Source organism: Allobosea sp. P4_H5, assembly GCF_056400825.1.
Map to the genome: position 1 here is coordinate 1 of NZ_JBFUKM010000018.1, position 25,161 is coordinate 25,161.

The window sequence follows — 25,161 nt, forward strand, 5'->3', positions numbered from 1 at the left end:
CGCCCGCMCTCCGCGCCGCAGGCGGCGCCTCCCGCCAACCGGGCCGAGCCCGAGCAGCCGCGCCGTCCGACGCCGCCTGCTGGCGCTGCGCCGGGACAGATCGCGCCTTCCGCGCCGCAAGGGGCGCCGCGTGCTCCGTCCGCAGCGCCGAGCGAGCCGCATCGTCCGGCTCCGGGCCAGATCGCACCGCCAGCCTCGCCCACTCGGCCGAGTGCGCCGCCGGCCCAGCCCAATGCTTCGGGAGCGCCATCGGGCGACAACGGCCAGCGCCGTCAGGCGCCTGCGCAGACGGCACCGGGACAGCCGCCCGCCACCGCTCCTTCATCGCCCTCCCGCCCCGCGCCCGGGCAGGCCGCCCCGGGCAGCAGCGGCCAAACGCAGCCCGGCCAGCCTTCCACTGCGCCCGGCGGGCGCGCACCGGGAGCCCTATCGCAGCCTGGTACGGCACCGTCCCAGCCGACGCCATCGCAGCAGCGGCCGAGCTTGAACGGTCAGCCTGGCCAACCTTCCGCCGCCCCGCCGGCCGGCCGGGCGCCGGGCGCGCTGTCGCAGCCGGGCACGCCTCCGTCCCAGCCGGCTCCGACGCAACAGCAGCCGGGTTTGAGCCGTCAGCCAGGGCAGGGCGCGCCGAGCCAGCCCGCGCCCGGCCAGCCGGCGACAGCACCGAACACCGGACGCGCGCCAGGGGCCTTGTCGCAACCCGGCACGGCTCCGTCGCAGCCGGCGCCGGCCCAACCGCAGCAGCCCTCCGGTCTCAGCCGCCAGCCCGGCCAGGCCGCACCGGGACAGGCGGCGCCCACGCAGCCTGCGCCAACCCAGCCCGCGCCTGGCCAAGGTGCTCTCGGCGCCGGTCAGCCTGCAACTGGCCAGCCCACTCCGGCACCGAATGCCGGCCGCGCGCCGGGCGCCCTGTCGCAACCCGGTACCGCGCCGTCGCAGACCGCGCCGGTCCCCAGTCAGCAGCCCGGAGCCCTGTCGCAGCCGGGCGTCGCGCCCGGCCAGGCTCAGCCGCAGCCCGGCGTGCCGGGTCAGCCCGCGCCTGATCGCCAGGGTCGCCGCGGTGGCATCGGTCTCGGTGGCGCGGCTGCGATCGGTCTCGGCGCCGCTGCGATCGGCGGCATCATGGCGACGCAGGGCGCGAGCCGGCTCGACGATGTCCGCAGCCGGCGCGAGGAGCGTCGCGAGGGCGACGTCACTATCATCCGCGAGCCCGGCCGCACCATCATCCGCGGCGACGATGATCGCGCCGTGATCCGCTATGACGAGACGCAGCGCTTCCGCGATCTCGGCCTCGACACCCGCAGCGAGCGCCGCGGCGACGAAAACGTGACGATCTACAATCGCCCCGACGGCACGCAGATCGTCACGGTGACCGATGCCGAAGGCCGGCTGATCCGCCGCTCGCGGCGCGAGCGCGACGGTGGCGAGTTCGTCATCATCGACAATGTCCGCCGCGACGGGCCGCAGGCCCGCTTCGCCGAGGAGGTGGTCGAGTTGCCGCCGCCGCCGCTGCGCATCCCGCGCGAGCGCTATATCGTCGATGCCGAGCGTGCCGACGAGCGGCTGATCTACGAGACGATCACCGCGCCGCCGGTCGCTCCGGTGCCGCGCCGCTACACGCTCGACGAGGTCCGCTACTCGCCCGATCTGCGCGCCCATATGCGCAGCGTCGACATCGACACGATCAACTTCGATTCCGGCTCCTGGACGGTCACGCCCGATCAGGCCGGGCGCCTCAGGGTGATCGCGCAGGCGGTGCGCCAGGCGGTCGAGCGGGCGCCTAACGAGGTCTTCATGGTCGAGGGCCATACCGACGCGGTCGGCGCCGATGTCGATAACCTCTCGCTGTCCGATCGGCGGGCACAGTCGGTCGCCGAAATCCTGACCCGCGACTTCGGCATCCCGGCCGAGAACCTGACGACGCAGGGCTATGGCGAGCAGTACCTCAAGGTCCAGACGCAGGGCGATTCGCGCGAGAACCGGCGCGTGACGCTGCGCCGGATCACGCCGCTGCTCACCGGCCAGAACCAGCAGTGACATCAGCCGAAGCAGCCAGCGGGCTGCTTCGCGCCTTTATCGAGGGGCGGCCGGAACAATCGCCGGCCGCCCCTGTTCTTCTAGCGGGGAGGATCGCCTTGCACCTGCCTGACAGGAGGAATGCCATGCGCAAAAACTCATGGGTCCTGCTCGGATTGATCGCCGTAGGGTTGCTGGCGGCGGAAGCTGCTGCTGCTCAGTCCGTTTCGCCGCAAACACCACGCCAGCAGCGTGCACCCGGTGTGCCGATGACGCCGAATGCGGGTGAGGTGCAGAAGCTCGAGCCGCGCTCCGATCGCATTGAGGCGACGCGCGAGCGCGAGCAGCTGGCGCGCGATCGCTCCGCGCCGCCGCAGCCGAACCGCGTGATTCCGATGCCGAGGCCGGTGCCGTCGATCATCGCTCCCACTCGCTAGAGCCCGCCGCTTCGGGTTTAGATTCAGGTAAGGCTCGCCGCCTATGGTGGCGGCGAGGAGCCATGTCATGAGCGAGATGTCGGTCGCGATCGCCCAGAGCCTGATCAGCATGAAGTCGGCTGCGACGCAGCAGGCGCTGCAGCTGGAAATGGTCAAGCAGAACGCCGATTCCGATCAGGCGCTGGTTGCCATGCTGCAGCAGGCGTCAGAGCAGCAGCAGGCCACGCTCCCCGCCGGCCAGGGCGGCAATCTCGACATCACGGCCTGATTGCCCGACGTTCCAATGGCGTATTGCCTACGGCGCATGCCGGCACAGCGCCGGAGCGCGGTGCTTTGCCGGTTGCGCGCAGATCACGACGGTTCTAACCTCCGCCTCGTTCCGAGGGGTGCTCGACAAGAGCTGAGATGGCCTGACGGCCGAACCCATCGAACCTGATCCGGGTCATACCGGCGGAGGGACTGGAACGCGGCTGCGCCACAAATGCATCCGCAGACAGCGACTGGACCGTCAGACGCCCCGGATCTCCTGAACCTGAGAGGGAGGAGATCCTAAGATGAACGCCCATACCAAGCCGCAGAAGAACAGCGTCAAGGCCGCACCGCAGACGGTGACCACCGGCCCGATCATCGGCTCGCGCAAGATCTATGTCGCGGCGCCCGAGCATCCCGAGATGCGCGTGCCCTTCCGCGAGGTTGTGCTGACCACCGATGCCGAGCCGCCGGTGCGCATCTACGACCCGTCCGGCCCCTATACCGAGACCGACGCGCGGATCGACCTCAATGCCGGCCTGGTCCAGCCGCGCCGCGCCTGGCTCGACGCCCGCGGCTTCCAGACCGTGCCCGGCCGCGCTGTCACCGCCGCCGATAATGGCCATATCAGCGAAGCTCAACTCGTGCCGGCCTGCCCGGCGCAGCGCCCGATCCTCGAGGCCGGGTCCGGCCAGATGGCGACGCAATACGAATTCGCCAGGGCCGGAATCGTCACGCCCGAGATGACTTACGTCGCCCATCGCGAGAATCTCGGCCGTGCCGCCATGCTGGACGGCGCCAAAGAACGCCATGCCGACGGCGAGAGCTTCGGCGCCTCGGTTCCGGAATTCGTCACGCCGGAATTCGTCCGCGACGAGATCGCCCGCGGGCGCGCCATCATCCCCGCGAACATCAACCATCCCGAGCTCGAGCCGATGGCGATCGGCCGCAATTTCCTGGTCAAGATCAACGCCAATATCGGCAATTCGGCCGTGACCTCCGGCGCCGCCGAGGAGGTCGAGAAGCTGGTCTGGGCGATCCGCTGGGGCGCCGACACGGTGATGGACCTCTCCACCGGTCGCAACATCCACAACATCCGCTCCTGGATACTCAGAAACTCGCCGGTGCCGATCGGCACGGTGCCGATCTACCAGGCGCTGGAGAAGGTCGGCGGCGACCCGATCAAGCTCGACTGGGAGGTGTTCAAGGACACGCTGATCGAGCAGGCCGAGCAGGGCGTCGACTATTTCACCATCCATGCCGGCGTGCGTCTTCCCTACGTGCCATTGACCGCCAGCCGCGTGACCGGCATCGTCTCGCGCGGCGGCTCGATCATGGCGCGCTGGTGCCTGGCGCATCACAAGGAGAGCTTCCTCTACGAGCGCTTCGACGAGATCTGCGAGATCATGCGGCGCTACGACGTCTCGTTCTCGCTCGGCGACGGCCTGCGTCCCGGCTCGATCGCCGACGCCAACGACCGCGCCCAGTTCGCCGAATTGGAGACGCTCGGCGAGCTGACCAAGATCGCCTGGGACAAGGGCTGCCAGGTGATGATCGAGGGCCCCGGCCATGTGCCGATGCATAAGATCAAGGAGAACATGGACAAGCAGCTGCGCGAATGCGGCGAAGCCCCGTTCTACACGCTCGGACCGCTGACCACCGACATCGCGCCGGGCTACGACCACATCACGTCGGGCATCGGCGCGGCGATGATCGGCTGGTTCGGCTGCGCCATGCTTTGCTATGTCACGCCGAAGGAGCATCTCGGCCTGCCCGATCGCGACGACGTCAAGACCGGCGTCATCACCTACCGGATCGCCGCCCATGCCGCCGACCTCGCCAAGGGCCATCCGGCTGCGAAGATCAGGGATGATGCCGTATCGCGGGCGAGGTTCGACTTCCGCTGGGAGGATCAGTTCAACCTGGCGCTCGATCCCGATACGGCGCGCGCCTTCCATGACGAGACCCTGCCGAAGGACGCCCACAAGGTCGCGCATTTCTGTTCGATGTGCGGCCCGAAATTCTGCTCGATGAAGATCACCCAGGATCTGCGCGCCGAGGTGCAGGCGATGGGCGACAATGAACGTGCGGCGCTCGAAGCCATGGCTTCGCAGGGCATGGCCGAGAAGTCGCAGGAGTTCCTCAAGAAGGGCGGCAATCTCTATCTGCCGGCGGCGGAGTAGGGACCATGCGCGTCGCTGTGATCGGGGCCGGCGTTGCCGGCCTCGTGACGGCGCTAGAGCTGGCTGAGCGGGGCATTGCGGTCGACGTGTTCGAACGCAGCGCCGCCCTTGGCGAGCAGGCCTGTTCCTGGGCGGCCGGCGGCATGCTGGCACCCTGGTGCGAGCGCGAGAGCGCCGAAGAGGCTGTCGTCACTTTGGGCCGGCAGGCGCTCGACTGGTGGCCGCGCCATTACGCCGGCACGCTCGCCCAAGGCACGCTCGTGCTCGCTCCAGCCCGCGACGCGAGTGAGCTGACCCGCTTTGCGGCGCGGACGAGCGGTTTCGCGCGGCTCGACGCGGAGGGCGTCGCTGCGCTGGAGCCCGATCTCGCCGGCCGCTTCCGGCAGGGCCTGTTCTTCGCGCAGGAGGCTCATCTCGATCCGCGCCGCGCGATGGCGGCTCTAGTCGAGGCGCTGCAGGCGGCCGGCGTGCCGATCCACTACGGCGTCGAGGCAGACGAGACGGCGCTCGATGCCGACCGCATCATCGATTGCCGTGGCCTCACGGCACGCGACCGTCTGAGCGCATTGCGTGGGGTCCGCGGCGAGATGCTGGTGCTGCGCACGGACGAGATCAGGCTGAGCCGCCCGGTCCGGCTGCTGCATCCGCGCATTCCGCTCTATGTCGTGCCGCGCTCCGACGGGCATTTCATGATCGGCGCGACGATGATCGAGAGCGATGATCGCCGTCAGGTCAGCGCCCGCTCGGCGATCGAATTGCTCAGCGCCGCCTATGCGCTGCATCCGGCCTTCGGCGAGGCCGAGATCGTCGAATTGCGCGCCGATGTCCGCCCGGCCTTTCCCGACAACCTGCCGGGGATCGTCGAGGATGGCCGGACCTTACGCGTCAACGGCCTGTTCCGCCATGGCTTCCTGCTCTCGCCGGCCTTGGCCGGGCAGGTGGCCGATCGTCTCCTCGCATCAAGGGAGCTGCCCGATGCGCATCATCGTCAACGGCGACACGCGTGAGGTCGCCGCCCCCGTTCTGGCCGAGGTGCTGGCCGAGTTGGGCTATGCCGGCGCAGTCGTCGCCACCGCCGTGAACGAAGCCTTCGTGCCCACCGGTGCGCGGGCGCGGACGATCCTCGCGGATGGTGACCGGCTCGAGATCCTCGCGCCGATGCAGGGAGGCTGAGGCGATGGATTTCTACGGCTTCACCCCGCGCTCGCGCCTCTTTCTGGGCACGGCGCAATACCCGTCGCCGGCCGTGCTGCAGAAGTCGGTCGAAGCGGCCGGCGTCGATATCGTCACCGTCTCGCTGCGCCGCGAGGCCGGCCGGCTCGGCGGCGGTCAGGATTTCTGGGCGCTGATCCGCAGCCTCGGCGTCAGGGTGCTGCCGAACACGGCCGGCTGCCACTCGGTCAAGGAAGCGGTGACGACGGCGCAGATGGCGCGCGAGGTCTTCGGCACGCCCTGGATCAAGCTGGAGGTGATCGGCGAGGCCGACACCTTGCAGCCCGATGTCTTCGGCCTGGTCGAGGCGGCCCGTATCCTATGCGCCGAGGGCTTCGAGGTCTTCCCCTACATGACCGAGGACCTCGTCGTGGCCGAGCGGCTGGTCGAGGCCGGCTGCAAGGTGCTGATGCCCTGGGGCGCGCCGATCGGCACCGGCAAGGGCCTGAACAACCCTTACGGCCTGCGGGCGCTGCGGGCGCATTTTCCGGATATCCCGCTCGTCGTCGACGCCGGCATCGGCCTGCCTTCGCATGCGGCCGCGGCGATGGAGCTCGGCTACGATGCCGTGCTGCTCAACACCGCGGTGGCCAAGGCCGGCGACCCCGCCGCGATGGCGGCCGCCTTCGCCCGAGCGGTCGAGGCCGGACGCCTCGCCTTCGAAGCCGGGCCGATGGAGCCGCGCGACATGGCTGCGCCCTCGACCCCCGTGCTCGGCCGGGCCCTGCTCGGCTGACAAGGAGGGAGCAATGACCGATCGTTACGCCCGCCAGATCGTCATGCCGGAGATCGGCCCCGAGGGGCAGGCGCGGCTGGCTCACACCTCTGTCCTCGTCGTCGGAGCCGGAGGGCTCGGTTGCCCTGTGCTGCAATACCTTGCTGGAGCCGGCATCGGCCGATTGCTGCTGGTCGATCCCGACCGGGTCGAGGAGAGCAATCTGCACCGCCAGCCGCTTTATCGGATGAGCGATGTCGGACGGCCGAAGGTCGAGGCGGCGGGCCAGGCGCTCGCCGCGTATAATCCTGGCGTGGAGATCGAGGCACTGGCGCTCAGGCTCGCACCCGACAATGTCGCGGAGCTGGTCGCGCCGGCCGATATCGTCGTCGACGCCGCCGACAGCTTCGCCGCGACCTATGTTCTGAGCGATGCTTGCCGTGATGCCGGCAAGCCGCTGGTCAGCGCCTCGATCGTCGGCCTTGCCGGCTATGTCGGCGCCTTTTGCGGCGGCGGGCCGAGCTATCGCGCCGTCTTTCCGGAAATGCCGGCGCGTGCCGCCGATTGCGCCACCGCCGGCGTGCTCGGCCCGGCCGTCGCCACCCTCGGCCTGCTGCAGGCGCAGATGACCTTGCTGCTGGCCCTGGGCCTGGAGCGATCGCCGCTCGGCCGGGTGATCAGCTTCGACGCGCGCCGCCTCGGCTTCGGTGGCTTCTCCTTCGCCGGGGCGCCGGAGCCTGTCGCCGGCTCATTCCCGTTCATCGCGCCCTCCCAACTCGTCGCCAACGACATCGTGGTCGAGCTGCGCGGGGTCGAGGAGGCGCCTGTTCCAGCTGCTCCGGATGCGATCAGGCTGACGGTCGATGAGATCGACCGGCTGTCGCTGGATGACGCTGACGGCCGGCGTGTGGTGCTTTGCTGCCGGAGCGGTATCAGGGCGGCGCGCGCCGCCGGTAGGCTTGCAGCGCGTGGCGCCGGCGATCTGGCCCTGATGGCGCTGGGCTAGAGTCTTCCCCATATCCCTTGGCGAGCCCGATGGAGACGAGATGACGAGCGACACCACCGAGATAACGCTGGCGCGGACCCTGCAGCCGCAGGAGGTCGCCTCCGTCCTCGCGCGCGTGGCGGAGGTTCGCCCGCGTGTGCAGTGTCTGACCAATACGGTGGCGCAGAACATCACCGCCAACATGCTGCTCGCCTTCGGCGCGATCCCGTCCATGGCGATCCATGTCGACGAGGTCGCGGCGATGGCGGACGGCGCCGGTGCGATCCTGATCAATATCGGCACGATCAATGCCGAGAGCGAGCTCGCCATCCCCAAGCTGCTGGAGGTGGCGCGCGACCGCGGCAAGCCTCTGGTCTTCGACCCGGTCTTCGTCGAGCTCTCGCCGCTGCGCCGGCACATCGCCGGGCAGGTGCTGCGCCTGCCTGACATCCTGGTGCGCGGCAACGCCACCGAGATGGCGGCGCTGTCCTTCGACCTCGCTGCGGCTGAGCGCGTCACCCGCGTCACCACCGGCAAGATCGACCGGATCGAGAACGAAGCGGCGAGCTTTGCCGTCGCGCATGGCCATAAGCTGATGACCAGGGTCACCGGCATCGGCTGCGCCGCTGGCGCGCTGATCGCGGCCTGCTGCGCCGTCGAGGCCGACAAGGCGCTCGCCGCGGCTGCGGCCTTGACCGCCTATGGCATTGCCGGCGAAATCGCTGCCGAGCGATGCCGCGGCCCGGGCAGCTTCGAGGTCGAGCTGATCGACGCGGTCGCGGTGATGGACGCGGCGACGCTCGCCGCCAGAATGGAAACGCGCACGTGATCGTCGACATCTCCCTTTACGGCATCGTCGATCCGCAGATCGCCAATGGCCGCTCCATGGCCGACATGGCGCGCGCCGCCGTCGAGGGCGGCGCGACGCTGATCCAGCTCCGCGCCAAGACCGAGACGACGCGCGAGATGGTGCGCGAGGCCCGCGCCATCCGCTCGGCCCTGCACGGCACCAATGTGCCGCTGCTGATCAACGATCGCGTCGACGTCGCGCTCGCCTCTGGCGCCGATGGCGTCCATCTCGGGGCCGACGACATGAAGCTGGTCGATGCCCGCCGCCTGCTCGGCCCGCGCGCCATCATCGGCGCGACGCTGAAGCATGAAAGCGAATTGGCCGAGCTGGCTTCGGCGAAGATCGATTATGCCTGCATCGGCGGCGTCTTCCCGACCGCGCACAAGGATAATGCCGGCACCGCGCTCGGCGTCGACGGGCTCGCCGCCTTGCGTCAGGCGGCGGCGCGTACGCTCGGCGCCTTGCCGGTCGGCGCCATCGCCGGCATCACCGCAGCCAATGCCGGCTCAGTGATCGCTGCGGGCGCCGATGGCGTCGCGGTGATCGGTGCGCTCTTCGGCAGCGACGACGTCCGCGAGGCGGCGCGCGACCTCCGGCTCGCGGTCGAGACCGCCCTGTCGCAGCGGATGGCTGCGAGCGCCTGACCTAGCCGGCGATCTCGGCGAAGCGCTTCGGCAAGGCAAAGCCGTGGCCGAGCGGGTCCTCCGCCTCGATGACGAAGCTGCCTTCGCCGGCGAGATGGCCACGTCCGCCGACCTCGACCGTGACGGCGCCGGCCGCGGGGAAATCGACCGGGCCGATCACCTTGCCGGTGAAGGTGCCGCCGGTGATGCTGCGGATCCTGCGGCTCCGACCGATCTGGACCAGCTCCTTGGCATGGTCGAGCGCCATGCGGGCGGTGACCCCTGAGCCGGTCGGCGAGCGGTCGATCTGGCGTTCGGCGAAGACGCAGAGATTGAAGCTGTCCTGATCCGGTCCGGCCTCGTCGGTGACGATCGTGCCATAGAGGAAGCCGAGATCGGGCTCGGTCGGATGCGTGATCATGCGGTTCGCGCGGACCTGGTCGGTCAGCGCGCCCGCGGCCGCGACGATCTCCTCGACCGGCGTCTGCATCAGGTCGAGCCCGAAGCGCGAGGCCGGCAGGATGCAGTAATAGGCGCCGCCATAGGCGATGTCGGTGACGACATCGCCATAGCCCGGCACGGGGACAACGAGATCGCGCGCCTCGACGAAGGCCGGCACGCTCTCGAAGCTCACCGCTCCGACTTTCCAGTTGCCGTGGCTGCCCTCGACCTCGCAGGCGAGGCGGAGAAGCCCACAGGGCGCCTCGATTGCGAAGCGGGTGACCGGTTCGCTCGCCTTCACCAATCCCTGCTCGATCGCATAGCGGCCGAGCGCGATGGTCGCGTGGCCGCACATGGTCGAATAGCCCTCGTTGTGCGTGAACAGCACGCCGAAGGCCGCTTCGGGATGGCTCGCGGCCACCGGGATGACGCCGTACATGCCGTCATGCCCGCGTGGCTCCAGCATCATCGCGCGGCGCAGATGGTCGTATTGCTCGCGGGCTTGCCGGCGCTTGTCGAGAATGCCCGCGCCGGTGAGTTGCGGGTAGCCTGACGTCACGATGCGCACCGGCTCGCCGCAGGTGTGGTAGTCGATATAGGAGAGCCGGGTCACAGCAGGCCGCGCTTCGCCAGGTTGCGCATCAGATGTGAGGTGCCGAAGCGCCAGGGCTCGCACTCGTCGGTGCGGCGCATCCGGTTGACCAACGCGCCGAGCTCGGGCGCCGAGATGGTGACGACGTCGCCGTATTTATGGGTGAAGCCGCCGCCCGGTGCGTCGCGATCCTTGATCGGCGCGAACATGGTGCCGAGATAGAGCACCGCCCCGTCCGGATACTGGTGGTGCGGGCCGATCATCTGGGCAGCGAGGTCGGCGGGGTCGCGGCTGATCTTGGCGATCGAGGACGAGCCTTCCAGCGTGAACCCGTCCTCGCCCGCGACGGTCAGGCTCACGGTCGTCCGGCGGACATGGTCGAGCGAGAAATTGCCGTCGAAGAAGCGGATGAACGGACCGATCGCAGCGGCTGCGTTGTTGTCCTTGGCCTTGCCGAGCAGCAGCGCCGAGCGCCCTTCGACATCGCGCAGGTTGACGTCGTTGCCGAGGCTGGCGCCGACGATGCGGCCGTCCGAGGCGACGACCAGCACGATCTCGGGCTCGGGATTGTTCCAGCTCGAGGCCGGGTGCAGGCCGGCATCGGCGCCGGTGCCGACCGCCGACATCGGTGGTGCCTTGGTGAAGATCTCGGCATCCGGCCCGATGCCGACCTCGAGATACTGACTCCAGCTGTTCTGGGCGATCAGCACCTCCTTCAGCTTCATCGCCTCGGGCGAGCCGGGCTTGAGCTTGGAGAGATCGTCGCCGATGAGCTTTCCGATTTCGGTGCGGATTGCGGCGGCGGCAGCCGGGTTGCCGCGCGCCTTCTCCTCGATGACGCGCTCCAGCATCGACACCGCGAAGGTCACGCCGGCGGCCTTGACCACCTGCAGGTCGACCGGGGCGAGCAGCCAGGGCTTGCCGTCATTGCGGGTGGCGGCCGAGCTGTTGGCGAGGAGATCGGCGAGCGAGCCCAGGCTCTCGCCATCAGCGGCGCGCAGCGCTACTGCCGGATCGGCGGTCTCGCAGAGGTCGCGCATGGTCGGGAAGGTCGCGGTGACGTCGATCACCGTATCGCCCTGGAGTCTGACCACCGACGGCCCGGCGAGGTCCGGGCGCCAGACCCGGCCGGCCAGCGCGGCGCGGTCGGCATCGGCCGGCAAGGTGTTGGCGGGCGTGAGCGAAAGCGAGGGCATGGCTGATCCAGGTTGTGTGCAGTGTACAAGATGGACGCGAAGAACAGCCGCTTCCGCGGGAAATCGCAAGTGTGCGGATGCGCGTCCACAGCGGGGCGGAAATGTCATCGTTTTGTCATTGAACTGTCGCCCCGGCTTCATGCTAGCTTGCGCACCAACGACAAGAACGCCCGCGCGTACCGGGGGCTGAGAGGGAGCTGATCATGACCTTCAAATTGAAGACCCTGACCGCGGCCGGCGTGTTCGCACTTGCCGCTGCTTCGCCGGCTATGGCGCAGACCGAAATCCAGTGGTGGCACGCCATGACCGGCGCCAACAACGACGTCGTCGTCAAGCTGGCCGAGGAGTTCAACGCCTCGCAGAAGGACTACAAGGTCGTCGTCGCCTACAAGGGATCCTATCCCGACACGCTGAACGCCGGCATCGCCGCCTTCCGTGCCGGCAACGCGCCGCACATCATGCAGGTCTTCGAGGTCGGCACCGCGACGATGATGTCGGCCAAGGGTGCGATCAAGCCGGTCGCCGATGTGATGAAGGACGCCGGCGAAAGCTTCGATCCGAAGAGCTATCTGCCGGCGATCACCGGCTACTATTCGACGACGAAGGGCGAGATGCTGTCCTTCCCGTTCAACTCGTCCTCGATGGTGATGTGGTACAACAAGGACGCGCTGAAGAAGGCCGGCCTGCCGGAAGCGCCGCCGAAGACCTGGCCGGAAGCATTCGAAGCCGCCAGGAAATTGAAGGCCGCCGGCTGGGACAAGTGCGGCATTTCCACGGCGTGGACGACCTGGGCCAATATCGAGCAGCTCGGCGCCTGGCACAACGTGCCTGTTGGCACCAAGGCCAACGGCTTTGACGGCTTCGACACCGAGTTCCGCATCAACGGCGACCTCTTCGTCAAGCACCTGACCAATCTCGCCAACCTGCAGAAGGAAGGCGTGTTCTCCTATTCCGGCCGTACCAACACCGGCGAGGGCCGCTTCACCTCTGGCGAATGCCCGCTCTTCCTGACCTCCTCGGCCTTCTTCGGCAACGTCAAGGCCAACGCCAAGTTCGACTGGTCGAACGCGCCGATGCCGTATTATCCTGATGTCGCCGGCGCGCCGCAGAACTCGATCATCGGCGGCGCCTCGCTCTGGGTCATGGGCGGCAAGAAGGCCGACGAGTACAAGGGCGTCGCCAAGTTCTTCACCTTCCTCTCGGACGTCGACCGGCAGGTAAAGCTGCACACCGAGTCCGGCTATCTGCCGATCACCAAGGCGGCCTATGAGAAGGTCAAGGCGTCGGGCTTCTACAAGCAGAACCCCTATCTCGAGACGCCGCTGCTCGAGCTCAATAACAAGGAGCCGACCGACAACTCGCGCGGTGTCCGCTTCGGCGGCCTTGTCCAGATCCGTGACATCTGGTCGGAGGAGATCGAGGCGGCCCTGAACGGCCAGAAGACGCCGAAGGCGGCTCTCGACGCGGCCAATGAGCGTGGCAACCAGGCGCTGCGCCAGTTCGAGCGCACCGCGAAGTAAAACAAGAATGTTCGAAGGCCGGGACCATAATCCCGGCCTTCCTTGCCGCCAGGCTGGCCGATGCAGAAATATGCTCACTTCAAGGGTCTGACGATCCCGCTGCTGCTGCTCCTGCCGCAGCTCGCGATCACGGTCGTCTTCTTCTACTGGCCGGCGAGCCAGGCCGTCTGGCAGAGCTTCCTGCTGCAGGACGCTTTCGGCATCTCGACCGAGTTCGTCTGGCTCGAGAACTATCGCGACCTGTTCGCCAAGCCCGAATACTACAAGGCGCTGATCAACACCGGCATCTTCTCGGTCTTCGTCGCGCTGCTCTCGCTCTCGCTGGCGCTGCTCTTCGCGGTGATGGCGGATCGGCAGATCCGCGGCGCCGAGATCTACAAGACGCTGCTGATCTGGCCCTATGCCGTCGCGCCGGCCATCGCCGGCGTGCTCTGGATCTTCATGTTCGATCCCTCGCTCGGCATGCTGGCGCGGGGGCTGCAGAACCTTGGCGTCGCCTGGAATCCGCGCCTCAACGGCAATGATGCGATGACGCTGGTCATCCTGGCCGCGACCTGGAAGCAGATCTCCTACAACTTCCTGTTCTTCCTCGCCGGCCTGCAGTCGATCCCGAAGAGCGTGATCGAGGCGGCGGTGATCGACGGCGCCCGGCCGATGCGGCGCTTCTGGACCATCGTATTCCCATTGCTCTCGCCGACCACCTTCTTCCTGCTCGTCGTCAACCTCGTCTACGTCTTCTTCGACACCTTCGGCATCATCGACACCATCAGCGGCGGCGGCCCGTCGGGTGCAACCGAGACGCTGGTCTACAAGGTCTATTCCGACGGCAAGGGCGGCACCAATCTCGGCGGCTCGGCGGCGCAATCGGTGATCCTGCTGATCATGGTCATCGGCATGACCGCCTTCCAGTTCCGCTTCATCGAGCGGAAGGTGAACTACTGATGGCGTCCGTACTCTGGCAGGAGCTCACCGCCGAGGAGTTGCGCGAGAAGGCGGCCAGGGATGCCGTCGTCGTGCTGCCGGTCGCCTCGATGGAGCAGCACGGCCCGCATCTGCCGGTCGGCGTCGACACCATCCTCTGCGGCGGCGTCTGCAAGCTTGCCGCCGAGCGGGCGGATGACGTCGAGGTCGTCGTCGCACCGACCTTGTGGTGCGGCATGGCCGAGCATCACATGGCCTTCGGCGGCACCTTCACCTTCGACATTCCGACCTATCGCGCCGTCCTGCTCGCTCTGCTGAAGAGCCTGGAGCGCCACGGCTTCCACCGCGTCGTCATCGTCAACGGCCATGGCGGCAACATCGCCGCGCTCGCCGCCTTCCTGCCGGACTTCGCGTGCGAGACCTCGCTCCAGGTCCGCGCCACCACCTATTTCCTGCTGGCGCAGGAGGCGATGGCGCCGTTCATGGACGATCAGGTCAGCGTGCTGCACGCCTGCGAGGTCGAGACCTCGATGATGATGGTGCTGGCGCCGGAAACGGTCCGGCAGGAGCGGTTGCCGGAAGCCTTCGGCATGCTGGGTGCCGACCTGACCGCGCTGACCCGCCCGACCGTCGGCCGCTACCAGCCCTTCCGCGAGATGACGCAGACCGGCGTGATCGGCGATGCCCGCAGGGCGACGGCGGAGAAGGGCAAGGCCTTCCTCGATGCTTCGGCAGATGCGCTGGCGAAACTTCTGAGTGAGCGCGGAGGACAGGGCTGATGGTCGAAGACCGCCGCCTGGGCGATGCGATCGCCTATATCATCCTGACGATCGGCGTGCTCATCTGCGCCTTCCCGGTCTGGCTGACCTTCGTCGCCTCGACCTGGGACAACGCCACCATCATCAACGGACAGTTGCCGCTCTATCCGGGGCCGCATTTCCTGGAGAACTACTACCGCATCCTCTTCGTCGGCACCTCGGGCTCGACCCGCGAGCCGGTGGCGAGCATGATGTTCAACTCCTTCGTGATGGCGATGACGATCGCGCTCGGGAAGATCTTCATCTCGGTGCTCTCGGCCTACGCCATCGTCTATTACCGCTTCCCGTTCCGGATGGCGGCGTTCTGGATCATCTTCGTCACGCTGATGCTCCCCGTCGAGGTCCGCATCTTCCCGACCTTCAAGGTCGTCTCCGATCTCGGCATGCTCGATAGCTATCAGGGCCTGGCCGTGCCGCTGATCGCCTCGGCCACGGGCACGTTGCTGTTCCGGCAGTTCTTCATGACCATTCCTGACGAATTGCTGGAGGCCTCGAAGATCGATGGCGCCGGCCCGTTCAAGTTCTTCAAGGACACGGTGCTGCCGCTCTCGCTGACGACGATCGCGGCACTGTTCGTCATCCAGTTCATCTATGGCTGGAACCAGTATCTCTGGCCGCTGCTGATCACGACCAAGGACTCGATGCAGACCATCGTGATCGGCATCCGCAAGATGATCACCACCTCCGACGCCCTGACCGAATGGCAGCTCGCCATGGCCACCGCCATGCTCGCCATGCTGCCACCGGTCCTCGTCGTCATCGCCATGCAGAGGCTCTTCGTGAAGGGCCTCGTCGAGACAGAGAAGTAGCCCGCCAATGGCTCAGGTCACGCTCAACAACGTCAAGAAGATCTATGCCGGCGGCGTCGAGGCGGTGAAGGGCGTCTCCTTCGACATCCCCGATGGCGGCTTCTGCGTCCTCGTCGGCCCCTCCGGCTGCGGCAAGTCGACCTTGCTGCGCATGGTCGCCGGGCTGGAGACGATCTCGGCTGGCGAGGTCGCGATCGGCAGCCGCGTCGTCAACCAGGTCGAGCCGGCCGACCGCGACATCGCCATGGTCTTCCAGAACTACGCGCTCTATCCGCATATGAGCGTCTACGACAACATGGCCTACGGCCTGCGTAATCGCGGCACGCCCAAGGATGAGATCGAGAAGCGCGTCGCCGAGGCCGCCCGCATCCTCGCCATCGAGCCCTTCCTGCAGCGCCGCCCGCGCCAGCTCTCCGGCGGCCAGCGCCAGCGCGTCGCCATGGGCCGCGCCATCGTGCGCAAGCCGCAGGTCTTCCTGTTCGACGAGCCGCTCTCCAATCTCGATGCTAAGCTGCGCGTGCAGATGCGCGTCGAGATCAAGAAACTGCAGCGCGCGCTCGGCGTCACCGCGATCTACGTCACCCACGACCAGGTCGAGGCGATGACGCTCTCCGACAAGCTCGTGGTGATGAATGGCGGCCAGGTCGAGCAGATCGGCGTGCCGGCCGAGGTCTATCGCAAGCCGGCGAGCCGCTTCGTCGCCACCTTCATCGGCTCGCCGCCGATGAACCTGCTGCCGGCCAAGGTCGACGGGCACGGCATCATCGCGCTCGGCGATGCTCTCCTGCAGGCGCGCGATCTGCGCGAGGACTTAGCCGTAGGCACTGCGGTCGAAGTGGGCCTAAGGCCCGAGGACATCGAGATCGCTTCGGAAGGCGCGGCCGGCTCGCTGCCCTTCGATGTCGAGTTCATCGAGGAACTCGGTGCGACCCAGCTCTTCCACGGCCAGCTTGCGGGCAAGCCCTTCGTCATGCAGGCGGCGACCGGCGAGGTCACGGCCCAGCCCGGGCGGCTCTGGATCTCGGTCGACCCCGACAAGGTCCACGTCTTCGACGCCGAGAGCGGCGTCAGGCTCGGGAAGGCTTGAGATCAGGCGTCATGCTCGGGCTTGACCCGAGCATCTCGGAAACCAGTGCTGACTGGTCCTGAGATTCTCGGGTCTGCGCTGGGCTTCGCCCGAGAATGACGGCAGCTCGCCTCAGCTCACCGGCGCGTACTTCACCACGCAGCCATAGGCCTTGGTCGCCGGTTCCGACACGGCTTTGCCGGCCTTGAGCTCGGCCACCGCCTGGCGGATATAGCTCTTGGCGCCGGTGAGGCTCGAGGCGCTCGACGAGGGCTTGTCGTCGATCGCGCCGGCATAGGCGAGCGTGCCCTTGGGATCGATGATGTACATGTGAGGCGTCGTCTGGGCGCCATAGGCGCGGGCGAGCTGGCTCTTCGGATCGAGCAGGATCGAGGCCGGCGCGGCGTCGCGCGTCTTGCTCAGCTCCTTGGCTTTGGCCGCGTCGACATGGCCCTGCTCGCCGGCGGGCGAGGAGATCACCGAGAGCCAGACGATGCCGTCCTTGGCCATGTCCTTCTGCAGGGTCTGCATCGTCGCGCTGTTGTAGTGCTTCCGGACATAGGGGCAGTCATGGTTGGTCCATTCGAGGACGACCGTCTTGCCGGCATAATCCGAGAGCTTCTGCAGCTTGCCGTCGATATCGACGACCGAGAAATCGGGCGCCTTGGCGCCAGGTTTCGCTGCGCTCTGGGCGAAGGCGGAACCTGAGGCGAGCGCCAGCGCGGTGCTGGTCAGGCCGGCGATGAAAAGCTTTCTGGTCACGTCTGTCATCTCTGTCTCCATTCGGTGGCAGATGCGTCGGCGTGGGCGATGTTATCGTGCGGTAGCCGTCTTCACCTCGCGGCCGGCGGCGCGTTGAGCGGCGCTCACCACCGTCTCGGGCGTCAGCAATTGCGGCAGCACCTCGGCCTGCGCGCCCTTCGTGCCCGGGTAGAACAGATAGAGCGGCACGCCGGCGCGGCCGTACTCCGTCAGCGTCGCGGCGATCACCGGATCGCGATTGGTCCAGTCGGCCTTGAGATAGGCGACGCCGAGCTTGGCGAAGGCGTCCTTCACCTCCTGCCGCGACAGCGCCACCCGGTCGTTGGCGAGGCAGGTGATGCACCAGGCCGCGGTGAAGTTGACGAAGACCGGCTTGCCCTGCGCCTGCAATTCCGCGACCCGCGCCGGCGACCATACTCCGGGGGCATCGGTACCAGCCTGGGCTGTCGGCTGAGCCGAGGGTGTCGCGTTCTCGATAACGAAGGCCGAGGTCGCGCCGACGAGCAGAATGGCCACCGCGGCCGCGACGGCACGCAAGACCTGGCCGCTGCTGCGGGTGATGCCGACCAGCCAGAGCGCGAAGCCGGCGATCAGGATCGCGACGAGCGCGGCGAGGGCGCCATCGGCGCCGGCTTGCATGGTCGCGACCCAGATCAGCCAGATCGCGGTCGCGAACATCGGGAAGGCGAAGGCCTGCTTCAGCACGATCATCCAGCGGCCGGGCTTGGGTAGCAGGCGCAGCAGCCCGGGCGCGAAGGAGAGCGCGACGACGGGTGCGGCGAAGCCTAGTGCCAGCGCCATGAAGATCGAGAGTGCCGCGGCTGGCGGCTGCGTCAGCGCATAGCCCATCGCCGCGCCCATGAACGGGGCGGTGCAGGGCGTCGCCACCACCACCGCGAGCGCGCCGGTCATGAAGGCGCCGACCGGGCCGCTGCGGCTGGCGAGCCCGTCGCCGACGCCCTGCAGCTTGCCGCCGATCTCGAAGGCGCCGATCAGGTTGAAGCCGATCAGCGTCATCAGCACGGCGAGCAGGATGACGAGCGGCTGCGATTGCAGCTGGAAGCCCCAGCCGGCGCCGAGCGCGATCACGGCCGAGGCCAGGATGAAGAAGGTCGCGAGCACGCCGGCGAGGAAGAGCAGGCCCTGCTGGCGGACCTCGCCGCGGCTCGCCTGCGCCACCTGCGTGAAGCCGAGCGCCTTGATGAACAGCACCGGCAAAACGCAGGGCATCAGGTTGAGGATCAAGCCGCCGGCAAAGGCGAAGGCCAGCGCCAGAAGGAGCGTCAGGTCCTCGGCCGGAGGTGGCGGCAGCACGACCTTCGCCGGTGCCTGCGCCGGTGCCGCCGCAGCCTGCAACAGGGCCGGCGCGACCTCGGCACTCAGCGTGAGGGCCCGCCTGGCGCCGCCCTCCTCGAAGGTGAGGACGCCATCGGTCGTCGGCGCGCCGACCTTGAAGGCGGTCGAGCGTGTGAGGGTGAGCGCGCCATTCGCGAGCGGCTGCTCGGCCGCATGCTCGATCAGCGTATCCAGGACCGGGAAGAAGCGGACATCGCTGGCGCCGGCCGGCAGGCCGGGCAAAGAGAGCGCGAGCTTGTCGTCGCCCTTCGCCGTCAGCTTGCTGGTGAAACCGGCCGGCTTCGGCAGGGCAGCGATCGCCTCGTCGATCCGCGCCTGTGCGGCGGCATCGACTGCGCCAGTTGCCGCGATCGGCAGATCGAGCGTGAACGCGCCTTCCTCGGGAATGCAGATCTTCTCGCAGACCAGCCAGGTCGCCTTGGCCGAGAGCATCAGCGTCTCGCCCGGCTTGGCGCCCGCCGGGATCGAGATCTCGACCGGCAGCAGGACAGTGTCCTCGAAGCCGAAATTGACGAGAGGCTCGACCCGGATCGCCTTCGGCGTCGGCCACTGGATCGCGCCGGCGCTCACGCCCTCCGGCAACGTCCAGTCGATCTTCGTCGCTTCGCCGGAATCGCCGGGATTCTGCCAGTAGCTGTGCCAGCCTGGCGCCAGCTTCTGGGTCAGGGCGACCTGGAAGCGCTCGCCCGGTGCGACCGCATCGCGGCTCGACAGCAAGGTGGCGGTGATGCGGGCCGAGGTCACGGGCGTGGATTCGGCGGCGAGCAGTGGCGCAGGCGCGAGCAAGGCCAGCGCCATGGAGGCGCGCTGCAACAGCCGGAATGCGGTCCGGCGCGGGAGGCTCGTCGCGATCATGCCTTTCAGATGCCCGCTTCTGCCGCGAAAAGCCAATGACAAGCGGGTGAGGGCGGCGCGAGGTCGCAGGGTCAGGTGGTGCGCCCGACCTCGCGCGCGACATCCGAGAAGGGACGCATGCCGCTGTCCGCCCGCGTCGCGATCGACAGGAAGCGGGCGGCGAAGGCAAGCGAGTCGCGCTGGCTCGGGCTGAGCTGGTCGCAGCGTTGCCGGTCGCCGAGTCCGGTCTGCTCGGCCTGCGCCAGCGCGGCCTTGAGCTCGGCTTCGCTCAGGGCGCCGGACGTCACCAGCGAGCGCAGCACGGCGGTGAAGGCCAGCAGCATGCCTTCGAGCTGAAGATTGGCGACGTTCATCTCGTCCTCCCGACGCTGATCGATCGGGCGGTCGGACGGCCACCGGACAAGCCTGCGCCGGGGGCCGTTCGTCGGCGCCCGGCGCATCTTGGCATGGTAGGCTGGTCAGGGCGACCGGCTAATTCGTCAGGCTGCCTGGGGCTGCTCGACCGGCGGCAGATAGGCGCCCTGGAAGGTCGTCATCACATGCGCGACCATCTCGCGGGCGATGTGGAGCTGATCGTCCTCGAAGGCGATCGCCCGCGGCGAGTTGAGCACGATCTCGTAGCTCGGGAAGTAGTCGATATAGTCGAAGCGCCGGAACAGCTCCTCGGCGACGGCGCGCAGCAGCGATTTCGAGGCGCTGTTGGCGACGATCACGTCGGCATCCTTGAAGGTCGCGCCGAACGGCACCGGCGACACGGTGACGACGAAGCGCATCTCCGGGTTACAGTGCTCGCGGATCAAACCGATGATGTCGAGCATGTCGGCCAGCGTCGCATCATAGCCGTAATCGACGAAGCGGAAGCGCTCCGGCATGCGCTGCAGCCAGCTCGGCCCGGGATGGGCGTTCATCGCGATCCCGGTCTCGGCATCGAGCCAGGTCTCGGTCAGGCCGAGCGTGAAGAAGCAGATACGCGCCTGCTTGATCGTCGCCGTCGCCTCGGTAAGGCGCTTGCGGTTGGCGAAGGCGGTCTCGCGGTCGAGCAGCTTGAGGCCGCTGGCATGCGGATCGAACCATTGCCCCGGCGCAAGCTCGATCAGCCCGTCATTGGGGTAGCTCTCGCCACGCAGTACGCGCTTGAGCTCATGCGTCATCGAGCGGACCGAGTACTTGTTGAGCGCGCCGCGGCTGAGCTGGCCGCGATCGGCGCCGCCGCCGCGGCCGGTCTCCTCGTCCCAGCTCTCGAAATGCTCGGACGGCACGCCATGGCCGCGCAGCAGCAGCGGCAGGCCGCGCATCATCAGGATGTTCTCGACCTCGCGCGCGAAGCAGGAGCCCATGGTGAAGATCGGCCAGGCCGGGTCGATCTTGAATTTCGGCTTGTGCTGGACGGCGAGGTAGTTGCCCGTCGTCAGCCGCTCCTTGGCCATCTTCTCGGGCTTGCCCGAGGTCCAGCCACGCACGGGATTGCCGCGCATGATGGAAAGGGCCGTGCCGGCATCGTATTCGATCTTCATCGATCGTCTCCTGGTTCGTGCAAACCTCTCGGCTCGACGCTGCGGACTCTGGTAAGTCTCGTAAGCTCGCCGGGCGCTCGCTGATGGCCCGGTGACCTCCGGGCGTTTCCTCCACAACCGGCGCGATCTTTGCCGCGCCGGGTCTGTTCACATGCGGTGCGGGATGCCGTTGCGATCGAGGAAGCCGCGCATCCGGTCGTAGGAGGCGGCATAGCTCTTCGCGAGGTTGTTCAGCGCCGCTTCCTGGTAGACGGCGCGCCAGCCGCCCTCGGCGAGCGCCGCCTCCGGCACGACCGGGATCTTCAGCGTCTCGGCCAGCTCCTGGCTGCGCGTGTCATAGGCGACGAGCACGCCGGGCACGCCCTGCGCCACCGCCGGCAGAACGCCATGGACGCGGTAGCCGACGGCGAGATCGAGGGAGCGGGCGAACTCGTCATAGCGCTCGACGTCGAAGAAGGAGAACAGCTGCTTCTCGTAGATGCGCCGCATCGGCGCATCGTCCGGGCCGTCCCACCACTTGGTCCGAACGAACTCGGCGACGGCCTTCTCCTTCGCGGCGCCATCGCGCAGGAAGAACGCCTTCTCCTCCTGCTCGCCATGCGAGGACATCACCATCTCGCTCTGGGCGTCGACCTTGAGGAGGGCGGCCTTCTGATTGCGCAGATAGGCCTCGGGGTCGGCGGTGTAGCTCTTGTCGGCTTCGCGCCGCAGGCTGAAGGCGACCTTGCGGATCTCGCGCTGGTCGGGGATGCGGATCTTGAGGTCACGATTGCGGGTCCGGAAGATCGAGGGGCAGCCGACGACCTCGACATTGCGAATGCCGTTCTGGCGCAGGGTCTCGGCACTGAAGGCGCCGCGGACGCCGATCGAGGCGCAGCGTTCGGCGACGATCGACCAGAAGCGCCGGGAGGGCTCGGGCAGCTCGATCTTGCGGTTCTGGCTCGCCTGGGCGCCGACGCCGATGGCGTAGACCGGCAGCTTCACCCGCTCCAGCACCTCGACGGCGCGGAACCATTCCATGTTCTCGTGGATGAAGTTCGAGCCGCGCACGAAGACGTAATCGAATTCGCTGGCATAGCGCTCGATGTCGGCCTCGGTCGGCGACATGATCTTCATCGGCTCCAGATGCGCGTAGCGCAGGAGCTTCAGCGTCGAATCGTAGACGATCATGTCGCCGATGTTGAAATAGTCGGAGAGCAGCTTCTCCATCGGCGCGCGGTACCAGCGCACCTTGTCGTGCTCATGGACCTCGCCGGCCGGATAGATCACCAGCGCGCGCAATTTGGTCTCGGTCGCGATCGGACGCAGATTCGAGCCCGGGGCGAGCGTGCCTGTGGCTGCGTCGGCGATCGCGACCGAGTGGGGGCGTCCGTTGGGCATACTTGGCAGCGGGATCGTCAATTCCGCGACATCGGCGTCACCGGTGACGATCGCGCCGGGATGGATGGTGGCGTAGTCCTGCCCGTCGAGCATCAGCTTGAGCGCCGGCCAGCTCCGGTCGGGCCGGCGCCCGATCGCGACGACGACCTCGCCGGTGGTGGTGCGCAGGATCTTGATGGCGTTCTCGGCCGAGACGACGGAGCCGAGATTGAGCACGGGCGCGTTCATGGCCCCTCCTTGACGAACTGAACCTTGAGGCGGACCAGATCCCGGTCAGGACCGAGCTTGCAGTCGGCGACCTTCATCCTGGTCATGAAGAGGTAGGCCTCGTCGCCGGTCGTCTCGAAATTGCGCGAGCGCGAGGCGGGGTCGGCGAGGGCGCCATAGCCGTAGCGCAGCCGGTCGCTGCAGTTCTTGCTCCACATCGTCGGCTGCACCATCAGCGTCTGCAGCGGCGACCAGCGGATCAGGTCGTCGGACCAGCTATAGGCGACCCGCCCGCCGGCGATGTTCTGGCTCGGGTCGGGGCCGAGATGCAGGAGCGCGAGCCATTTCCCGCTCGGCTCGTGCCGGGTCAGGGATCCTACGGTGGTCGGCAGCGGCTTGAGCGTCTGGCACGGCCGCGCCTGGCTGAGATCGTCGCGATAGGGATCGACGGCGCGGATGGTGAAGTCCTGCCCATCGAAGGCGCGCCAGGAGGTCGGGTCCTTGATGTTGGTCGAGCGGAACAGGCAGACGCCGTTTTTCTGGCCCTCGCCCCCGGTCGTCATGATCAGCGCGTACCAGGCGCCGTCCTTCTGGACGATGTTCGAGGGGTTGAAGAAGCCGCGGTGGCGGCCCTGGCCGACCTCCTGGGGGAAGCCGGGAGCGGCCACCAGCGGGCGCGGCTCGTCGGTCTTGAAGCTCAGGCCGCCATCGCTGGAATGGGCGGCGGTGACGACATTGTACCAGCAGCTCATCGCATCCTTGAAGCGGCAGGCGCCGGGATGCTTGTCGGCATGGTATTCGGCGTGGACGAGCGCCTCGACATTGCGGCCATCGCCGGTCCAGGTCGCCGCGATCCAGCTCTTGTCGCTGAACTGGCTGGGGTCGGCGCTGCTCTTCGCCTCGAAGGAGACCGCGCAGCTCTTGCGGATCGCGCCGAGATTGCCGCCGACCAGCGGCCGGCTGCGGTAATGGCTGGCGAAGGCGACGACCTCGCCCTTGTTGTCGCGGAAGGCGCGCAAGGGTGCATCCGGCAGGTCCCATTCCTCGCAGCGCTCGCGCGCCCAGGAGACGACAGTCTCCTCCCTCGCGTCGGGAGCGATCTCCAGCCGGTAGCCGGGCCCCTTCGGGGCCGGCGCCTGTTGAGCAAAGCCGGCAACGGGAGCCGCGACTGCCAGCAATACCGCTGGCAGCCAGGCGAAGGCGCTGCGAAGGCTCCTCATGCCACCTTCCTTTCCGGCTCGGCAGCCGGTGGTGCGGACGGGGCAGCGGCAGCCGACCTCGCCATCTTGTGGTCGACCTTGTTCTCGCTGAGGAAGGCGCTCATCGCACCATAGGTCCGGGCATAGGCCGCGTTGAAGCGGTCGAAGAGCGCCTGGTCCCAGTACTCTTCCAGCTTGAACGGCTTGTCGCCGAAGACGTCGACGCTCGGGATCTGGAAGGTCTCGGCGAACTCGACCGTGCGGCTATCATAGGTGAAGTAGATCGAGGGCGTGCCGTTGGCGAGCGCCATCAGGTTGCCGTGCAGCCGGTAACCGAGCACGAGATCGAGCTTGCGGACGAGCCCTTCGTAGCCGGCGACCACATCCGAATAGAACATCCGATCGCGATAGAGCGCTTCCATCTGCTCATCGAGATACCAGGCCATCGCCCAGCCGTTTTCGCGCAGGGCGGCCATGCCCTCCTGCTTCTGCTCGGGCGTGCCGAGCGCGAGCTTCTTCTCCTCGACCTCGCCCTGCGACATCAGCGTGACCTCGAAGCGGTCCGCCATCGCCTTCACCAGGTCGCGGTGGAAGGTCAGGTAGCGCTTGATGTCCTTGGCGTAGTGCTTGGAGACCTCGCGGCGCAGCGTGACCCCTACCTGCTTCACCGAGTCGAGCGCCGGCAGGCGGATGGAAAGGTCGGGCCGATTGTTGCGGAAGGCGGTCGGGCAGCCGATGATCCGGGCATTCTTGATGCCGAGCTCGTGCATCACCTCGGCCGAGTATGTGCCGCGCACACCGACCGAGGTGGTCGAATCCGAGATCAGCTTGAGAACGGTCTTGCTGTCCTCGCTGAGCTCGAGCTTACCGCTGACCGGGGCCTGAGCGCCGATGCCGAAGGCGAGCACGGGCAGCTTCAGCCGGCGCAGCACCTCGGCGGTGCGGCTCCAATTCATTCCGGCGTGGACATAGTTCGAGCCGCGCAGGAAGACATAGTCGAACTCGGCGTTGAACCGGTCGATCTGCTGGGGATCGATGCTGGTGATCGGCAATTCCTCGAGCTTCTCGAAGTTGAGCAGCTTCAGCGAGGAATCGAAGACGAAGGCGTCGCCGATATTGTGATAGTGGTTGATGTGGCTCTGCAGGTCGGCGTGCCGATACCAGCGGACATTGTCGTGGTCGTAGACTTCGCCCGAAGGGCTGATCACGAGGATGCGGGCCATGGTTGCGTTCTCCCTTCTTGTGTCCGTCCGGC

The 25,161-nt window shown here is 67.6% G+C and carries 24 protein-coding genes and 1 riboswitch; of the genes, 15 read left to right on the forward strand and 9 right to left on the reverse strand.

Going from position 1 to position 25,161, the window contains the following annotated elements:
* Window positions 1-1,020 precede the first annotated feature (1,020 nt).
* The 10 genes from AC1DS0_RS28010 (at window position 1,021) to thiE (ending at window position 9,291) form a co-directional block, all read left to right on the forward strand.
* Entirely contained in the window at window positions 1,021-2,037 is a 1,017-nt protein-coding gene (locus AC1DS0_RS28010; protein WP_476817492.1) for an OmpA family protein, read from the forward strand.
* Window positions 2,038-2,135: 98 nt separating this feature from the next.
* The gene (locus AC1DS0_RS28015) at window positions 2,136-2,453 is read left to right on the forward strand and encodes a hypothetical protein (RefSeq protein ID WP_476817493.1); all 318 of its coding nucleotides are present in this window, start codon (window positions 2,136-2,138) and stop codon (window positions 2,451-2,453) included.
* Between the two features lie 67 nt (window positions 2,454-2,520).
* A complete protein-coding gene (locus tag AC1DS0_RS28020; RefSeq protein ID WP_152016044.1) occupies window positions 2,521-2,721 on the forward strand; it encodes a hypothetical protein in 201 nt (66 codons plus the stop codon).
* A 104-nt stretch (window positions 2,722-2,825) separates the two neighbouring features.
* Window positions 2,826-2,930, forward strand: a riboswitch (TPP riboswitch).
* 77 nt (window positions 2,931-3,007) lie between these two features.
* Complete coding sequence (gene thiC, locus AC1DS0_RS28025) at window positions 3,008-4,885, forward strand: phosphomethylpyrimidine synthase ThiC (RefSeq protein WP_476817494.1); 1,878 nt, start codon at window positions 3,008-3,010, stop codon at window positions 4,883-4,885.
* 5 nt (window positions 4,886-4,890) lie between these two features.
* Window positions 4,891-5,892, forward strand: coding sequence for a glycine oxidase ThiO (gene thiO, locus AC1DS0_RS28030; RefSeq protein ID WP_476817495.1), 1,002 nt, complete (start codon window positions 4,891-4,893; stop codon window positions 5,890-5,892).
* Window positions 5,861-6,058, forward strand: coding sequence for a sulfur carrier protein ThiS (gene thiS / locus AC1DS0_RS28035; protein WP_476817496.1), 198 nt, complete (start codon window positions 5,861-5,863; stop codon window positions 6,056-6,058). The genes thiO and thiS overlap by 32 nt, the downstream gene beginning before the upstream one ends.
* 4 nt (window positions 6,059-6,062) lie before the next feature.
* A complete protein-coding gene (locus AC1DS0_RS28040) occupies window positions 6,063-6,833 on the forward strand; it encodes a thiazole synthase (protein WP_476817497.1) in 771 nt (256 codons plus the stop codon).
* 13 nt (window positions 6,834-6,846) lie between these two features.
* The gene (locus AC1DS0_RS28045) at window positions 6,847-7,818 is read left to right on the forward strand and encodes a HesA/MoeB/ThiF family protein (RefSeq protein WP_476817498.1); all 972 of its coding nucleotides are present in this window, start codon (window positions 6,847-6,849) and stop codon (window positions 7,816-7,818) included.
* Window positions 7,819-7,858: 40 nt separating this feature from the next.
* On the forward strand, window positions 7,859-8,626 hold the full coding sequence (locus AC1DS0_RS28050) for a hydroxyethylthiazole kinase (protein ID WP_476817499.1): 768 nt from the start codon (window positions 7,859-7,861) through the stop codon (window positions 8,624-8,626).
* On the forward strand, window positions 8,623-9,291 hold the full coding sequence (thiE, locus tag AC1DS0_RS28055; protein ID WP_476817500.1) for a thiamine phosphate synthase: 669 nt from the start codon (window positions 8,623-8,625) through the stop codon (window positions 9,289-9,291). Before AC1DS0_RS28050 ends, thiE begins: the two co-directional genes overlap by 4 nt.
* 1 nt (window position 9,292) lies before the next feature.
* Here thiE and AC1DS0_RS28060 read toward each other — a convergent pair whose 3' ends face one another.
* Window positions 9,293-10,324 (reverse strand): proline racemase family protein, encoded by a 1,032-nt coding sequence (locus tag AC1DS0_RS28060; RefSeq protein ID WP_476817501.1) that lies wholly within the window; start codon window positions 10,322-10,324, stop codon window positions 9,293-9,295.
* Window positions 10,321-11,499 carry a fumarylacetoacetate hydrolase family protein gene (locus tag AC1DS0_RS28065; protein WP_476817502.1) on the reverse strand — a complete coding sequence of 393 codons (1,179 nt, stop codon included), beginning with the start codon at window positions 11,497-11,499 and terminating at the stop codon, window positions 10,321-10,323. The genes AC1DS0_RS28060 and AC1DS0_RS28065 overlap by 4 nt, the downstream gene beginning before the upstream one ends.
* 203 nt (window positions 11,500-11,702) lie before the next feature.
* Between AC1DS0_RS28065 and ugpB the strand changes: the two genes are divergently transcribed.
* The 5 genes from ugpB to AC1DS0_RS28090 are packed head-to-tail and all read left to right on the forward strand — an operon-like array spanning window position 11,703 to window position 16,654.
* Window positions 11,703-13,019 (forward strand): sn-glycerol-3-phosphate ABC transporter substrate-binding protein UgpB, encoded by a 1,317-nt coding sequence (ugpB, locus tag AC1DS0_RS28070; protein ID WP_476817503.1) that lies wholly within the window; start codon window positions 11,703-11,705, stop codon window positions 13,017-13,019.
* Window positions 13,020-13,079: 60 nt separating this feature from the next.
* Window positions 13,080-13,961: a sn-glycerol-3-phosphate ABC transporter permease UgpA gene (gene ugpA / locus AC1DS0_RS28075; RefSeq protein ID WP_476817504.1), complete on the forward strand. Its 882-nt coding sequence runs from the start codon at window positions 13,080-13,082 to the stop codon at window positions 13,959-13,961.
* Window positions 13,961-14,719 (forward strand): creatininase family protein, encoded by a 759-nt coding sequence (locus tag AC1DS0_RS28080; protein ID WP_476817505.1) that lies wholly within the window; start codon window positions 13,961-13,963, stop codon window positions 14,717-14,719. The genes ugpA and AC1DS0_RS28080 overlap by 1 nt, the downstream gene beginning before the upstream one ends.
* A complete protein-coding gene (gene ugpE / locus AC1DS0_RS28085; RefSeq protein ID WP_476817506.1) occupies window positions 14,719-15,567 on the forward strand; it encodes a sn-glycerol-3-phosphate ABC transporter permease UgpE in 849 nt (282 codons plus the stop codon). Before AC1DS0_RS28080 ends, ugpE begins: the two co-directional genes overlap by 1 nt.
* Window positions 15,568-15,574: 7 nt before the next feature.
* Complete coding sequence (locus AC1DS0_RS28090; RefSeq protein WP_476817507.1) at window positions 15,575-16,654, forward strand: sn-glycerol-3-phosphate import ATP-binding protein UgpC; 1,080 nt, start codon at window positions 15,575-15,577, stop codon at window positions 16,652-16,654.
* Window positions 16,655-16,765: 111 nt separating this feature from the next.
* On the opposite strand, the gene AC1DS0_RS28095 is transcribed toward AC1DS0_RS28090, so the two are convergent.
* The 7 genes from AC1DS0_RS28095 to AC1DS0_RS28125 all read right to left on the reverse strand — a co-directional run bounded on the left by AC1DS0_RS28095 (window position 16,766) and on the right by AC1DS0_RS28125 (window position 25,129).
* Window positions 16,766-17,395: a thioredoxin family protein gene (locus tag AC1DS0_RS28095; RefSeq protein WP_476817508.1), complete on the reverse strand. Its 630-nt coding sequence runs from the start codon at window positions 17,393-17,395 to the stop codon at window positions 16,766-16,768.
* Between the two features lie 51 nt (window positions 17,396-17,446).
* Complete coding sequence (locus AC1DS0_RS28100; RefSeq protein WP_476817509.1) at window positions 17,447-19,606, reverse strand: protein-disulfide reductase DsbD family protein; 2,160 nt, start codon at window positions 19,604-19,606, stop codon at window positions 17,447-17,449.
* Between the two features lie 71 nt (window positions 19,607-19,677).
* The gene (locus AC1DS0_RS28105) at window positions 19,678-19,959 is read right to left on the reverse strand and encodes a hypothetical protein (protein ID WP_476817510.1); all 282 of its coding nucleotides are present in this window, start codon (window positions 19,957-19,959) and stop codon (window positions 19,678-19,680) included.
* Window positions 19,960-20,085: 126 nt separating this feature from the next.
* Window positions 20,086-21,120 (reverse strand): GSCFA domain-containing protein, encoded by a 1,035-nt coding sequence (locus AC1DS0_RS28110; RefSeq protein ID WP_476817511.1) that lies wholly within the window; start codon window positions 21,118-21,120, stop codon window positions 20,086-20,088.
* A gap of 147 nt (window positions 21,121-21,267) precedes the next feature.
* Window positions 21,268-22,728: a polysaccharide pyruvyl transferase family protein gene (locus AC1DS0_RS28115; RefSeq protein WP_476817512.1), complete on the reverse strand. Its 1,461-nt coding sequence runs from the start codon at window positions 22,726-22,728 to the stop codon at window positions 21,268-21,270.
* Window positions 22,725-23,927, reverse strand: a complete 1,203-nt coding sequence (locus tag AC1DS0_RS28120) for a hypothetical protein (RefSeq protein WP_476817513.1) — start codon at window positions 23,925-23,927, stop codon at window positions 22,725-22,727. Before AC1DS0_RS28120 ends, AC1DS0_RS28115 begins: the two co-directional genes overlap by 4 nt.
* The gene (locus tag AC1DS0_RS28125) at window positions 23,924-25,129 is read right to left on the reverse strand and encodes a polysaccharide pyruvyl transferase family protein (protein ID WP_476817514.1); all 1,206 of its coding nucleotides are present in this window, start codon (window positions 25,127-25,129) and stop codon (window positions 23,924-23,926) included. Before AC1DS0_RS28125 ends, AC1DS0_RS28120 begins: the two co-directional genes overlap by 4 nt.
* Window positions 25,130-25,161 lie beyond the last annotated feature (32 nt).